Origin of the sequence: Clostridium aestuarii (assembly GCF_026735135.1) — a bacterium.
Lineage (GTDB): Bacteria > Bacillota > Clostridia > Clostridiales > Clostridiaceae > Clostridium_H > Clostridium_H aestuarii.
This window is the reverse complement of the sequence record NZ_JAPQER010000001.1, coordinates 655,198-670,865: the sequence shown is the minus strand read 5'-3', so window position 1 is coordinate 670,865 and position 15,668 is coordinate 655,198. Positions and strand designations below refer to the sequence as shown.

Genomic DNA, 15,668 nt, shown 5'->3' with positions numbered 1-15,668 from the left:
CTAATTAAATTTCAGCATTCATGTGATATTATGTAAGTGAATAAAACAAGAGTTTAATTTAAAATACACTACAAATAGGAAGGGGGCAAAATGCTTGAATATAAAAGAATTTTGCCATTTACACGTGCATACAGAATATAGTCTTTTAGATGGCTCAGGTAAAATTAAGAGATTAATTGCAAGAGCGAAAGAACTCGGAATGAAAAGTCTTGCTATAACAGATCATGGAAATATGTATGGATGCGTTGAATTTTATAAACAGGCAAAAGATCAAGGGATAAAGCCTATAATTGGATGTGAAATATATGTAGCTGCAAAGTCTATGTATATTAAGCAAAACAATCCAGAAAATAAGACTCATCATTTAGTACTTCTTGTGAAAAATGAAGAAGGTTATAAAAATCTCATGAAAATAGTATCTAAAGCTTCTATAGATGGATTTTATTATAAACCAAGAGTTGATCATGAATATTTACAAAAGCACAGTGAAGGTCTTATAGCTTTAGGTGCATGTTTAGCTGGAGAAGTTCAGAATAACTTATTAAATAATAATATAGAAAAAGCAAAAGCAGCAGCACTTTTTTATAAGGAAACTTTTAAGGAAGGCTTTTATTTGGAACTTCAATATCATGGTATGGAAGAACAGCTTAGAGTTAATGAAATGATAGTGGAATTATCAAAAGAATTAGATATCCCACTTGTTGCAACTAATGATGTCCACTACATTAGAAAAGAAGATACAAAATCTCATGATGTATTACTGTGTATTCAAACAGGAAAAACAGTAGATGATGAAAACAGAATGAGTTATCAACCAGAACAATTTTATTTAAGGTCACCACAAGAAATGTATGATAGATTTGCTTATGCTCCAGAAGCATTAGAGAATACTGTTAAGATTGCAGAGCAATGTGATTTTGATTATAAATTTCATGAATCAAAACTTCCTACTTTCCCATTGCAAAAGGGGACGGATCATTATGAATATTTAAAAGATTTATGTTATAAGGGTTTAAAAGAAAGATACACACATATAGACGAAAAGTTAAAAGACAGGCTTGAATATGAATTAGGCGTAATTAAACAAATGGGATATGTGGATTATTTTTTAATAGTTTGGGATTTTTTTAGATTTTCAAATGAAAAAGGGATAATGACTGGACCAGGAAGAGGAAGTGCTGCAGGATCATTAGTTGCATATACATTAGGAATAACTAAAATAGATCCTATAAAATATAATTTAATATTTGAAAGATTTCTAAATCCAGATCGTGTATCTATGCCAGATATAGATAGTGATTTTTGTTATGAAAGACGTGGAGAAGTTATAGATTATGTTGTTGAAAAATATGGTAAGGAAAATGTAGCTCAGATTGTAACTTTTGGAACTATGGCAGCAAGAGCTTGTATAAGAGATGTAGGAAGAGCTATGAATTATTCTTATGTTGAAGTAGATAAGATAGCTAAAATGATACCAACAGTTCTAGGAATAACTATAGACAAAGCATTAGAGATGAATCAAGAACTTAAAAATAATTATGATACTGATCAAAGAATTAAAGAGCTTATAGATGTTGCAAGAAATCTTGAAGGTCTTCCAAGACATACATCAACGCATGCTGCTGGGGTTGTTATAGCGTCTCATCCACTTGTAAATTACGTCCCTCTTTTAAAAAATGAGCAATCTATAGTTGCACAATTTACTATGACTACTTTAGAAGAACTTGGACTATTAAAAATGGACTTTTTAGGACTTAGAACTCTTACAGTAATGAGAGATACAGTAGAATTAATAAAAGAAAATAATAATATAGATATAGATTTAGATAAAATAAATTTTGAAGATGAAAATGTATATAAAATGTTAGGTAAAGGAAAGACAGTAGGAGTATTTCAATTAGAATCTCCAGGAATGACAAATTTTATGAAGGAACTAAAACCAGAAAGTTTAGAAGATATTATAGCGGGAATAAGTTTATATAGACCTGGTCCTATGGCTGAAATACCAAGATATATTAGAAATAAGAATAACCCTAGTGAAGCACAATATGAAACTCCAGAACTAGAGCATATATTAGGGGTTACTTATGGGTGTATGGTATATCAAGAACAAGTAATGCAAATAGTTAGAGATTTAGCAGGGTATTCTATGGGACGAAGTGATTTGGTGCGTCGTGCTATGTCAAAGAAAAAGCATAAAGTAATGGAAGAAGAACGAAAAAATTTTATATACGGAATTGTAGATGAAAATGGTAATGTAGATGTACCAGGATGTGTTAAAAATGGTATAAGTGAAAATGCAGCTAATAAAATTTATGATTCTATGATGGATTTTGCATCTTATGCTTTTAATAAATCACATGCTGCTGCATATGCTGTTGTAGCATATGATACTGCTTACTTAGTTTATTATTATCCAAAAGAATATATGGCGGCTATGTTGAATAGTGTAAGAGGAAACAGTGATAAAGTATCATTTTATATTAGAGCTGTAAGAGAGATGAAAATTGAAATTTTATCCCCAAATATAAATGAAAGTTCTGCAAAATTTACAGTGCCAAATGGTAAAATACGTTTTGGATTAGCAGCTATAAAGAATGTTGGAGATAATATAATAGAAAACATAGTTAAAATAAGAAAAGAAAAAGGTCAATTCACAAGTTTTGTAGATTTTTGCAATAAAATAGATTTGAGCTGTATTAATAAAAGAGTTATTGAAAGTTTAATTAAAGCAGGAGCTTTCGATTGCTTTAATATATATCGTTCACAGCTTTTAGCAGTTTATGAAAGAATAATAGATTCTATTGTAAATCAAAGAAAGAAAAATATTGATGGACAAATGAGTTTGTTTGCTAGTTTTAAAAGTGAATTTAAACAAATAGAGATAAAATATCCTAATATAAATGAATTTGATAAAAAATATTTACTATCAATGGAAAAGGAAATGACAGGATTATATTTATCTGGACATCCACTTCAAGAGTATGAAATTACTCTCAAAAATGCAACTTCTGCTAAAACTATAGATATAATAGGAGATGGAGCGTTAGAAGAGGAACTATTAGATGAAGCTGCAAAGCATATTGAAGAGAAAAATGCAAAATTTAAAGATGGAGATAGGGTTATTATTGGTGGTATTATAAGTGAAGTAACCAGAAAAATAACTAAAAATAACTCAATGATGGCGTTTATCAGATTAGAAGATTTATATGGTAGTATGGAAGTTATTATATTTCCAAAGACTTTGGAGAAATTTAATGACTTAATATTGGAAGATGAAATTGTTTTAATAAAAGGAAGAATTACTAAAAGAGAAGATGAACAGCCTAAAGTTTTATGTGATAATATTCAAAGACTAGTTAAAATTTCTAATAAAAAATTATATATTCAAATAGAATCAGATAAGGATGTAAAGAAAACTACAAATGAATTAAAAAGTGAATTTTTAAAAAACAAAGGTGATATGCCAGTTTATATTTGTACAAAAAGAGAAAGAAAAAAATACATGCTTAAAAGAGAATTGTGGATTAAAGAAGAAGATAAATTATTAAATTTTTTAATTGAAAAATTTGGAGAACCTAATATTAAAGTTATCTGAAAAAAATTATATAATTCTAAAATCATATAGTTATATGCAAGTTTAAATGTTTACTGCTCACTAAATTTCTTTTTTAAGGTTTATAATAAACTTAAAACATAGGAAAAGAGAAGTTATAAGACGTTGTTCACAATGAAACTTGCATTTAGCATTTAGATTTTTTAATTATGTAATTTTTTTTTCTAAGTATATAGTATATTTAGTTATAAGGTTAAACAAAATATTATAAAAGAAGAACATAAAAAAATATAAAATTAGTGCTAATTTCATATTTTATAATAAAATTTTAATGAAAAATTAAAAAGAAAATGTTATACTATCGTTAAGTTAAAAATAGTATTATACTAGTTAGTTTATAGCTTTAATGGGATTAAAAAAGTCCCGGCGGGTTCAGGAGGTAATGGTTTATGAAAACAATTGCTGTTTTAACAAGTGGTGGAGATGCACCAGGAATGAATGCTGCGATAAGAGCGGTAGTAAGAACCGGATTACACAAAGGTTTAAAGGTAATGGGAATACAAAGAGGATATAGTGGCTTAATTAATGGAGAAATTTTCGAAATGACCCATCATAGTGTATCAGACATAATACAAAGAGGCGGTACAATTTTGAAAACAGCTCGTAGTGAGGAGTTTAGAACAGAAGAAGGAAGAAAGAAAGCTGTAAATATTTTAAAAGCTTTTGGAATTGATGGTGTTGTAGTTATAGGTGGAGATGGTTCATTACAAGGAGCCAGATTGTTATCAAAACTAGGAATATCAACAATTGGATTGCCTGGAACTATAGATAATGATTTAGCATATACGAAATATACAATTGGATTTGATACTGCACTTAATACTGTTTTAGATGCAATAAATAAATTAAGAGATACATCTTCTTCTCACGAAAGAGTAAGTATAGTAGAAGTAATGGGACGAAATTGTGGTGATTTAAGTCTTTATGCAGGTATTGCAGGTGGTGCAGAAAGTGTTATAGTTCCTGAAAAAGGTTTTACTGAAGATGAATTATGTAGAACAATTTTAGAAGGTAAATTAAGAGGAAAAATGCATAATTTAGTTATTTTAGCTGAAGGTGTAGGTGGAGCTGAAAAACTAGCTAAAAGGATACAAGGAGTGACAGGAATAGAAACAAGAGCAACTATTTTAGGGCATATTCAAAGAGGCGGAAGTCCATCAGCTTTTGATAGAATTCTAGCTTCTAGATTGGGAGCTAAAGCTGTAGAATTATTGCTGGATGGAAAATCATCAAGAGTAGTTGGAATTAGAGATGGAAAAGTAATTGATGATGGTATTGAAGAGGCATTAGCTATGGAAACAAAATTTGACGATGAACTATATGAGATAGCCAAGATATTATCTTATTAAAGTAGTTAAATGATGTTAAAGCTAATTTTATAAATTTAAAGTTTTAACATCATTCAATAATAAAATTATAGCTAAAGGGGAGTAATTTATGCAAAAAACTAAAATGGTTTTTACAATTGGTCCTACAAGTGAAAAAGAAGATGTATTAACAGAATTAATTAAAATTGGTATGAATGCTGCAAGACTTAATTTTTCTCATGGAAATCATGAAGAACATGGTGAAAGAATAGCTTTAATAAAAGAGTTAAGAGAAAATCTTGACAAATCAGTAGCAATTGTACTAGATACTAAAGGACCAGAAATAAGAACTAAAGATTTTAAAGAAAAGCTTGAATTAAAAGAAGGAAGTCAATTTACAATTTTTTGTGGAGAAGATGTACTTGGGGATGAAACAAAATGTTCTGTAACTTATGAAGAGTTGCACAAAGATGTAAAAGTAGGAGATACTATATTAATAGATGATGGATTAGTTGGATTAAATGTAAGAGAAATAGAAGGAAATAAAATACATTGTGTAGTTGCTAATAATGGATTTGTATCTAGTAAAAAAGGAATTAATGTTCCAAATGTATCAATAAATTTACCTGCACTTACAGAAAAAGATAAATCAGATTTAATTTTTGGTTGTGAACAAGGTGTAGATTTAGTAGCTGCTTCTTTTATAAGAAAAGCATCAGATGTTTTAGCAATTAGAAAAGTGTTAGAGCAAAATGGAGGAAGCGATATACAAATATTCTCTAAGATTGAAAATCAAGAGGGTGTTGACAATATAGATGAAATTATTAAATTCTCTGATGGTATAATGGTAGCCAGAGGAGATATGGGAGTAGAAATTCCTATAGAAGAAGTTCCTTTAGTTCAAAAAATGATAATAGATAAATGTAATAAAGCTGGAAAAGCTGTTATAACTGCAACTCAAATGCTTGATTCTATGATGAGAAATCCAAGACCTACAAGAGCAGAAGCATCTGATGTAGCTAATGCTATATTTGATGGTACAGATGCTGTAATGTTGAGTGGAGAATCTGCAAATGGTAAATATCCTATCGAGGCTGCTAAAACTATGTCTAGAATAGCTATTGCAGCAGAATCACAAATAAATTATGAAGATGCTTTAAGCAAAAGAAAAGAGCATGCTATAGCTAATGTTGCTAATGCCATAAGTCTTGCTACTTGTACAACTGCTGAAGAATTGAATGTTTCAGCTATAATTACTGCAACTCAAACAGGAAATACTGCTAGAATGGTATCAAAATATAGACCTAAATGTCCTGTTATTGCAGTTACTCCAAATCAAAAGGTTGCTAGAAGATTAGCACTAAATTGGGGTGTGTTTCCTATAACAGCTAAAAAATTCGAGTCAACTGATGAAATGATAGCTCAATCTGTAAATAAGGCAAAAGAAGTTGAATATGTTAAAAATGGAGATGTAGTTATTGTTGCAGCAGGAATACCTGTACACTATTCAGGAACTACTAATATGCTTAAAGTTCATATTGTTGGTGATGTTTTAGTACAAGGTAAAGGAGCAGGAGATTTTGCAGGATATGGTACAGCTAAAGTAATTAATAATCCACAAGAAGCGCAAGAAAAAGTAGAAAATGATGATATATTAGTAGTTAAACATTTAGATAAAGGATACATAGAAGTTTTAGACAAAGTTGCTGGTGTTGTATCAGAAACCGGTGGATTAACTTCCCATATGGCTATTGAATGTTTGTCTAGAGGTATTCCTATAATTTGTAATGCTGGTGGAGCAATGGAAGGTATAAAAACAGGTACATTTATTACACTTGATGTAGCTCGTGGTGTTGTATATAGTGGAAGAGCTGATGTAGTGCAATAAAAGAAATTATATATTTTAGAAAAACAAAAGGAAAGTATAATGAATCAAATACTTTCCTTTTATATTGATATTTAAAACTTAAAAATAAAAAATTATTAAATTTAAAAAAATATGTAGATATAATAATAGTTATATGTTACAATGAGAAAATGAGTTTAGATTAAAAACAACATATTCATATGTTTAGTATAATCCACATATAAATGGTTAAACTAATTTAATACATAGATTAGGTAACTAATTCCATTCTTAGCATCCTATTAATAGGATGCCTTTTTTTATTTACACAATATAAGAATAAAAACTCCTATTAATCAAAAAATATATTAAAGCAAAAAAATGAGGAGGAGTTATAAAATGAATACTGTATTAAGTTGCAGTGTGGGAAAGTGTGTTCATAATATAAATGGTCTGTGTTCAGCAAGAGAAATTAATGTTGGTGGGTTAAAGGCTAATACAAGTAGCGATACTCAATGTGGTACATTTGCAGAAAAAGGTTTAAAAAATGCTTTTACCAATTTAGCTAATATGAATATATCAGGTGAACTTAAACAGGTATTTGCTAAAAATTCAATAGAGATGAGTCCTAAAATTATATGTAATGCAGAAAATTGTAGTTATAACAATAATAGAATTTGTAATGCTCCTAATGTACAAATAAAGGGTCTAAGAGCTCAAATGAGTGAACAAACAGAATGTGAAACATTTATACAAAAATAAAATTCGTTTTTTAAGATAAATAAGGCTTTCCTACATCGATAGGAAAGCCTTTGTTTTAGTGCTATGTTTTTGGCAGAATTTAATAAGTTGATTAATTTAATGCTTCATTTATGATTTTACACAACTGCGTAATAGCAAATTCATAATTTTCATTATTTAAATATGAAATTGAAATTCTAATCTCGTTGTGGTGAGGGTGTAATGGATAGCATATAGCCCCAGGTAAAAATGTGATGCCTTTATCATAAGCAGATTTAAATAAAATATTTTCTGTATTTATTTCATCAGGAAGTCTAAGCCAAATATTGAATCCACCATTTGGGACTGTATATTTTACCTTTTTATTTAAATTTTTTTTAAAAATTCGTATAGTAAGTTCCATTCTTTGTTTAATGAAATTTTTTATATTTTTAATATGATTATCAATTTTTGTACTATTTAAAACTTCAGAAAGTAACCTTTGAGGAAGCAAAGCAGTTCCTAAATCGGCGCAGGCCTTTGCTTTTTCGATAGTGTTAATGATATTTTCAGATGCTGAGATAAGGCTTACTCTATAACCAGCACCTAAAATTTTACTAATACCTTTGATATAGATAACTCTATTATTTTTATCATAAGCCTTGATAGGTAATGGAGGTTCTTTTTCAAAACTAATTTCTCCCCAAGGATCATCTTCTATAATATAAAAATTGAAGGAGTCAGCAATATTTAAGAGTTCAAGACGTTCTTTTTTTGATAAGCAATAGCCTGTTGGATTACTATAATTTGGTGTTAGATATAGAAACTTTGGTGGTCGCTGATCACATTGTTTTAAAAGTTCGTTAAGAGAAAATTTGTTATTAGAAATTGGTAATGGTTTTATTATGGCACCAGAATTTTTAAATGCATCTATTGCACCTGTATAAGATGGAGATTCTATCATTACAAGGTCTTTTGAACTTGTAAAGACAGATGCTATTAAACTTAGACCTTGTTGTGTACCAGAGACAATTATTATTTGGTTGGAGTTTGTACTAATACTTCTGTATTTAGATAGATATTGAATAAAGGATTTTTTGAGTTTTGAATCCCCGGAGGTTTCTGTATAAGACATTATTGCTTCGGGTTGAGTAGATAAAACGTTCATAAATATATCTTTAACATCTAGGCACAAACTTATAGGAAGCATGGCATAGGATAAATTATACTTTTTCTTAACTAAAGTATTTTTTAAAAGGTTTAGTGTAAGAGCTCTAGGCTGATAGTCTTCTATGGAGCTATACCATGATGAAATTATCTTTGTATTAGAAGTTGGGTGAAGTATAGAAGAATTAACAAAAATACCTTTACCTTGAATCTTTGTTATCATTTTATCTTTTTCAAGTAAGTTATAAGCTTTTACAATAGTCATATGACTCAACCCAAGATTGTCAGACAGTTTTCTAACAGAAGGTAATTGCATATTATGTGAGAATTCTGCTGATAAAATTTTATCTGTAATTCCTTGAGCAATTTGTTTATAAATTGGCTCTTTTTTATTTCGATCAATAGATATAAACATCAATTATTCCCCTTTTGCACTGTTATACTATTATTTTGACTGTTATATATAATTTCTTATATACTATAACAAATTTATAAATTATTCAATATTGTATACAGAATTTTAAGAGTACATAGTATGTGATTAACAAATACATTTTGAACTTTGTTAGATGAATTTTTATTAAAAATTTGAAAGGAGAAACAGAAGTAAAATGAAGAGAGAGCATTTAAAGGAAGTTAAGTCAGGTTTTCAAGCGGGGGTGTCCATAGCGTTGGGATTTATTCCTATTGCTATGACATTTGGAATCTTAGCTAAATCTAGTGGTATTGGGTTAGTAGAATGTGTAGGATTTTCAGCAATTGTTTATGCTGGAGCATCTCAGTTTGTTGCACTAGAGTTATTAAATTCAGGAGCAGGTATGCTAAGTATAATATTCACAACATTACTTTTCAATTTTAGGCATTTTATTATGGGGGTTTCACTTAGTACTAAACTTAATAAAAATTGTTTAAAATGGCGTCCTCTAATAGCATTTTGGATGACAGATGAAACATATTCTATATCATATTTAAAACAAGAATCTGTTGGAGTATATTTTTACTTACCTATGGCTGTAACTGCGTATTTATCTTTATCAATAGGTTCTTTCTTAGGATTTCAGTTAGGGAGTATATTACCCAATGCATTGAATCAAAGTATGGGAATAGCTTTATACGCTATGTTTTTAGCTATATTAGCACCAGAATTTAAAAAATCTTTTAAAATTATTGGTGTTGTAGTAACTTCAGGTGTTTTAAATATACTAATTCATCATATTAAATTTATTCCTCAAGGGTGGCACATAATAATAGTTATAGTATTAACTGTTATCATATGGAATGTAATAGATGAAAAAAATAATAAAACTGAGGAGAAATGTTATGAATAAGGTAATGCTATTAATTATAGGAATGATGCTAGTAACATATATACCACGAATTTTACCTTTCTATATTGTTGAGAGATTAAATCTTTCTGATAAGGTAAAAAGAAGTTTAACATATATACCTTATGCAGCGTTAGGAGCTATGGTTATACCTGGTGGGTTTTCAGCTGTAGAAGGACATCCTTTGATTTCAATATGTGCGTTAGGAATTGCAATACTATTAAGTTTTATTAAAGAAAATTTATTTATTGCAGTAACTGGTTCAGTTTTATTTGCTTATGTGTGTTTACTTATGATTTAGAGTGGTAAGAGCATCTACAATGAAAAGTTGTAGGTGCTTTTATTATTCTAGATTAATTAAGTCAGCAGAGTTATTCCTATATATATGTAAATTTTCAAATAACTTAATGTTAAGCCTGGCTTTTACACAATTTGTTTATAAATCTTTTTATAATTGCTTATAATGATTATATAACATAAGTAAAAATAATAAAAGATAAATAAAAATAAAAAAAAATAAGAAAATATAGATAAAAATAACATTTTTGTCTTGACTACGAATTATATATGGATTAAAATATTTATAAAGTATTCCAATTTGTTTTGAAAAATTTTATTTAGTATATAGTTAAGTTGTAAAAATGCCTTTTTAGATTTAGAAGAATGTCATTAAGGTAGAAGTTTCACGAATATTGCCTGTGGATGTAAATATTTTAAAGAAATGGGATTAAAATATTATTCTGAAATAAATTTGCGAAACATGTTCTCTTAGGAGAATTTTAATAAAATACATTAAATACATTTTTGGAGGAGGTATATTATGTTTAATGAAGAAAGAAGATTTGAACAACCAATTAGATGGGCAATGATTGGAGGGGGACGCGGTAGTCAAATAGGGTATATTCACCGTGCTTCAGCTGCACGTGATAAGTTTTTTCAATTAGTTGCCGGTGCATTTGATATTAATCCAGAACGTTGCGTTGATTTTGGTAAAAACTTAGGGGTTGATCCAGAACGTTGTTATTCAGACTATAAAGTAATGTTTGAAGAGGAAGCAAAACGTGAAGATGGAATTCAAGCAGTTTCAATTGCCACTCCAAATAAATTTCATTATGAGATGTGCAAAGCTGCTTTGGAAGCTGGTTTGCATGTAATATGTGAAAAACCACTTTGTTTCACTGTAAAAGAAGCTGAAGAACTAAAAGCAATAGCTGAGAGTGAAAATAGAATAATTGGTGTAACATATGGTTATACAGGTTATGAGATGATACATCAAGCACGTAATATGATTGAAAATGGAGATCTTGGAGAAATTCGTATAATCAATATGCAATTTGCTCATGGTTGGCATTCTACTGAAGTAGAAGCAAATGACCCAGGTACAAAATGGCGTGTAAGTCCTGAAGTATCAGGTTCAACTTATGTATTAGGTGATGTTGGTACTCATGCATTCTATCTTGCTGAATTTATGGTTCCTAATCTAAAGATTAAAGAACTAATGTGTACTCGTCAAAGTTTTATAAAAAGCCGTTCACCATTAGAAGATAATGCTTTTGTGTTAATGCACTTTGAAGGCGGTGCTGTTGGTAACCTTTGGGCATCCGCAGTTAATGCTGGTGGTATACACGAACAAAAAATACGTGTTGTTGGTTCTAAAGCTTCTATTGAATGGTGGGACGAGCATCCAAACCAATTAAAATATGAAGTTCAAGGTGAACCAAAACGTATTCTAGATCGTGGACATGGATATCTTTATAATGATGATCAAGGAGTTAGTGCTAATCGTATTGGTTGCGGTCATGCTGAAGGTCTATTTGAGTCTTGGGCTAATCTTTACCATCGTTTTGCATTAGCAATGGATGCTATGAATAGAGGAGATAAAGATACTCTTGATAACCTTTGGTTTCCTGGAGTTGATGCAGGTATTGAAGGTGTTAGATTATTGGAAAATTGTGTTGAGTCAGCTGATAATGGATGTAAATGGGTTGCTTACAAATAAATTAAAACTAAAAATTATAATCACCTGTGTTAGTTTTTCTGACGCAGGTGATTTCTTTATTGTAAGATATCTTTTTATTATATGATTTGAATCTAGAATTTTCATTTCTTGATTCAATTGAATGTTTTTAGAGTAAGAAGATATAAATAGTTTTATAAAGGTTTTATGGTTAAGTTTGTTTGTGTTTGTAAGATAAGAGATTTTAAATACCTGCAGTAAATATCATTTATGTATCACAATTGTTATATTAGACGTGTTAAAGGTAGAAAAAGTTGATTTTAAAACAACTATATTTAAAATATTATCTATAACACGTAAAGTCAATATGTATAAATATACAGATCGAAATTTAATATTATTTGAAAATTGAAAGTTATAAGTTTATAAATATTCACTTATAGACGAATTTGTGATAAAATAAATCATTATGTAAAAAACTAAATAATAATACTATTATTTGAAATAATTAGGAGGATTGTAGGATGGGTATTATGGAAGAGATAGTTTCTAAGGTGGATGCTATCTTATGGGGATGGCCTTTATTAATTTTGCTTTTGGGAACTCATGTGTTTTTAACTATTAGGCTAAAATTTATTCAAAGATATATTGGGAAAGCAATAAAACTTTCAGTTGCAAAGGATGAAGGTACAGATGGAGAGATTAGTCAATTTAGTGCTTTAGCTACAACACTTGCATCGACTATAGGAACAGGTAATATAGTAGGGGTCGCAACTGCTGTAACGTTAGGTGGACCTGGTGCTGTGTTTTGGACATGGATGGCAGGAATATTAGGTATTGCAACAAAATATGGAGAAGCTCTTCTTTCTGTGAAATATAGAGTTAAAACCAAAGATGGTAGTATAGCAGGTGGACCTATGTACGTTTTGGAATATGGGCTTAAGAAGAAATGGCTAGGGATTCTATTTGCAATATTTACAGCTATAGCGTGTATTGGCACAGGTTGCATGGTTCAATCTAATTCAGTAGCAGAGATGGCAAAGGATGTTTTTAATATTCCTACATGGACTACTGGTTTAGCACTTGCTTTTCTTACTGCATTTGTAATACTTGGAGGAATAAAAAATATAGCGAAGGTTTCTAATGTGTTGGTTCCTTTTATGGCAATTTTTTATATTTTAGGATGTTCTATAATACTTGCATTAGGATATAAAACTATTCCATCATCTATTGCGTTGATAATAAAATATGCTTTTACAAAACAGGCAGCAGCAGGTGGATTTGCAGGATCAACTATAATGATGGCTATGAGATTTGGAGTTTCCAGAGGTCTTTTTTCAAATGAATCGGGATTGGGTAGTGCACCAATAGTTTCAGCAGTAGCTCAAACAAAGAATCCAGTTAGACAAGCTTTAGTAGCTTCTTCTGGAACATTTTGGGACACTGGGGTTGTGTGTGCTATTACAGGACTTGTATTAACTAATACAGGAGTTTGGAAACAAGGTCTTGAAGGAGGCCAACTTACAAAAACAGCTTTCGAATTTATTCCATCAATAGGAACTAAATTTTTAGCCATAGCTCTTATGACTTTTGCTTTTTCTACTATACTTGGATGGTCTTATTATGGGGAGAAAGCAACTGAATATCTTTTAGGCAAAAAAGGGATAATTCTCTATAAATTTATATGGATAGTTATGGTGTTTATGGGGTCTGTATTCTCATTGAATTTAGTATGGGGAATATCAGATATATCTAATGGATTAATGGCTATACCAAATTTAATATCTCTAATAGCTTTGAGTAAAGTTATCGTAAGTGAAACTGAAAAATATTTATGGAATGATAATTTAGATCAAATATCTCAAGATAAAATTATTGATATTCAAGAACAAACAGAATACAGTAAAACAGCTTGTTAAAATAATGATAAGATGCCAATAAAAATGGCATCTTATTATTGTTTTAATAATAATTTTACACAATGAAAGGTATTTCTAATATTATATGTTTTTTTAGTTTTTTATTTATGATAAAATATCTTTATGTATTACAAAAATAAGGAGAGATAGACATATGAAAGCTAAAAAAATCTTAAGGGATTGGGTTTTACCTATAGGTACAGCAATTTTACTTGCATTTTTGATAAATAAGTTTTTGTTTTTTCAAGTATCAGTTCCTACAAAATCAATGTATCCAACGATAAAGCCAGGAGATAGAATTGTTGTTACAAGAGTATATGATAAAGGTAAACTAAAAAGAGGAGACATTGTAGTTTTTTATTCTGATGAATTAAAAGAAACATTAATTAAAAGACTTATAGGACTTCCAGGGGATAAAATAAGGGTAGATAACCAAAGAGATGTTTATATAAATGAAGAAAAAGTAGATCAGCCATATGTAGTATTTAATGGTGGAATAGGTGGAGAATTTAAGGTGCCAGAAGGTAAATATTTTTTTATGGGAGATAACAGAGGGGATTCTCTAGATAGTAGGTATTGGAATGAGCATTACATAACTGGTGATAAAATAAGGGGCAAAGCACGATTTATAGTTTTTCCTTTTAAGAGGTTTGGAAAATTTGTATATGGAGAAGAAGCATTGAAATAAATTTTATATTATAAAGGTAAAAACAATAAGAAAATGTCGAATGATGTATTGAAATAGTATGAAATTTTACAAAATATCTATATACATACAATTTAAAAGGCTAAAATTTAATCATTTTAAAAAAATGCTTGTAAAGGGGAAATAAATAGTGTATTATAGACTTATAATAAATAATATATTTTAGGCAGAGATATGAGAGCCGTTTTTAATACTAGGATTTAAGGAATCCTTGTGTTAAAAACGGCTTTTTTATAGTTTTGATATAAACGTTTACAATACTTGTTTTAAATTATACTGCATGTAGTATTAATTATTTTATTAAAAAACTAAGGAGGAATTTAAATGTCAAATTTTATGGCAGAATTTTTAGGAACTTTATTGTTGGTTTGGTTAGGAGACGGGGTAGTTGCGTCTGTTGCACTTAACAAAAGTAAAGGTAAAGATGGTGGATGGATAGTTGTAACAGTTGCTTGGGGGCTAGCGGTTGCAATTCCTGTGTATATTTTTGGCGGAATTAGTGGTGCACATATAAATCCAGCTGTTACAATAGCTAATGCAGTTGTTGGAAAATTTGCTTGGAGTCAAGTACCAGCTTATGTGTCGGCACAAGTGCTAGGCGGTATTGTTGGAGCAGTATTAGTATGGTTAACTTATTTACCTCATTGGAAAGAAACAGAAGATAAAGCTACAAAACTAGGGGTGTTTTGTACAGCACCAGCAATAAGAAATACTACAGCAAACTTTTTATGTGAGTTTTTAGTTACAGCATTATTAGTTTTTGGTTTAATGGGATTAGGGCAAGCAGAAATGGTAGCAGGAATTAGTGCTTTAGCAGTAGGGCTATTCATAGTTGTAATAGGACTTTCGCTTGGTGGACCTACAGGATATGCAATTAATCCAGCTAGAGATTTAGGACCTCGTATAGCACATGCTATTTTACCTATAGCAGGAAAAGGTGATTCAGATTGGGGATATTCATGGATACCAGTTTTAGGACCTATAGTTGGAGGAATAGCAGGAGCATTATTATTTGTATCAGTATTTTAAAGGTATATTATAAGGTTATATTATAAGGTTTTATCAAATTTTTTATAAAAGTTTAAGTTTTACAATATAAATACTT

At 29.7% G+C, this 15,668-nt stretch carries 11 protein-coding genes; 10 read left to right on the top strand and 1 reads right to left on the bottom strand.

Annotated features, from left to right (window positions below):
* The first annotated feature begins 94 nt into the window (after positions 1 to 94).
* From OW763_RS02805 to OW763_RS02790, 4 genes are all read left to right on the top strand, one after another.
* Positions 95 to 3,598, top strand: coding sequence for a DNA polymerase III subunit alpha (locus tag OW763_RS02805; RefSeq protein ID WP_268039540.1), 3,504 nt, complete (start codon positions 95 to 97; stop codon positions 3,596 to 3,598).
* A 407-nt stretch (positions 3,599 to 4,005) separates the two neighbouring features.
* The gene (gene pfkA, locus OW763_RS02800) at positions 4,006 to 4,965 is read left to right on the top strand and encodes a 6-phosphofructokinase (RefSeq protein WP_268039539.1); all 960 of its coding nucleotides are present in this window, start codon (positions 4,006 to 4,008) and stop codon (positions 4,963 to 4,965) included.
* Positions 4,966 to 5,053: 88 nt separating this feature from the next.
* Complete coding sequence (gene pyk, locus OW763_RS02795) at positions 5,054 to 6,811, top strand: pyruvate kinase (protein ID WP_268039538.1); 1,758 nt, start codon at positions 5,054 to 5,056, stop codon at positions 6,809 to 6,811.
* Positions 6,812 to 7,168: 357 nt separating this feature from the next.
* Entirely contained in the window at positions 7,169 to 7,531 is a 363-nt protein-coding gene (locus OW763_RS02790; protein WP_268039537.1) for a DUF1540 domain-containing protein, read from the top strand.
* A gap of 91 nt (positions 7,532 to 7,622) precedes the next feature.
* Here OW763_RS02790 and OW763_RS02785 read toward each other — a convergent pair whose 3' ends face one another.
* Complete coding sequence (locus OW763_RS02785; RefSeq protein ID WP_268039536.1) at positions 7,623 to 9,071, bottom strand: aminotransferase-like domain-containing protein; 1,449 nt, start codon at positions 9,069 to 9,071, stop codon at positions 7,623 to 7,625.
* Positions 9,072 to 9,267: 196 nt separating this feature from the next.
* Here OW763_RS02785 and OW763_RS02780 point away from each other — a divergent pair, with 196 nt between their 5' ends.
* From OW763_RS02780 to OW763_RS02755, 6 genes are all read left to right on the top strand, one after another.
* Positions 9,268 to 9,984: an AzlC family ABC transporter permease gene (locus OW763_RS02780; protein WP_268039535.1), complete on the top strand. Its 717-nt coding sequence runs from the start codon at positions 9,268 to 9,270 to the stop codon at positions 9,982 to 9,984.
* Positions 9,977 to 10,282 (top strand): AzlD domain-containing protein, encoded by a 306-nt coding sequence (locus OW763_RS02775; RefSeq protein WP_268039534.1) that lies wholly within the window; start codon positions 9,977 to 9,979, stop codon positions 10,280 to 10,282. The genes OW763_RS02780 and OW763_RS02775 overlap by 8 nt, the downstream gene beginning before the upstream one ends.
* A 519-nt stretch (positions 10,283 to 10,801) precedes the next feature.
* Complete coding sequence (locus OW763_RS02770; protein ID WP_268039533.1) at positions 10,802 to 11,980, top strand: Gfo/Idh/MocA family protein; 1,179 nt, start codon at positions 10,802 to 10,804, stop codon at positions 11,978 to 11,980.
* Positions 11,981 to 12,462: 482 nt separating this feature from the next.
* A complete protein-coding gene (locus tag OW763_RS02765; protein WP_268039532.1) occupies positions 12,463 to 13,857 on the top strand; it encodes an alanine/glycine:cation symporter family protein in 1,395 nt (464 codons plus the stop codon).
* Between the two features lie 154 nt (positions 13,858 to 14,011).
* Positions 14,012 to 14,545, top strand: a complete 534-nt coding sequence (gene lepB / locus OW763_RS02760) for a signal peptidase I (RefSeq protein ID WP_268039531.1) — start codon at positions 14,012 to 14,014, stop codon at positions 14,543 to 14,545.
* A gap of 342 nt (positions 14,546 to 14,887) precedes the next feature.
* On the top strand, positions 14,888 to 15,592 hold the full coding sequence (locus OW763_RS02755; protein ID WP_268039530.1) for an MIP/aquaporin family protein: 705 nt from the start codon (positions 14,888 to 14,890) through the stop codon (positions 15,590 to 15,592).
* Positions 15,593 to 15,668: the final 76 nt, after the last annotated feature.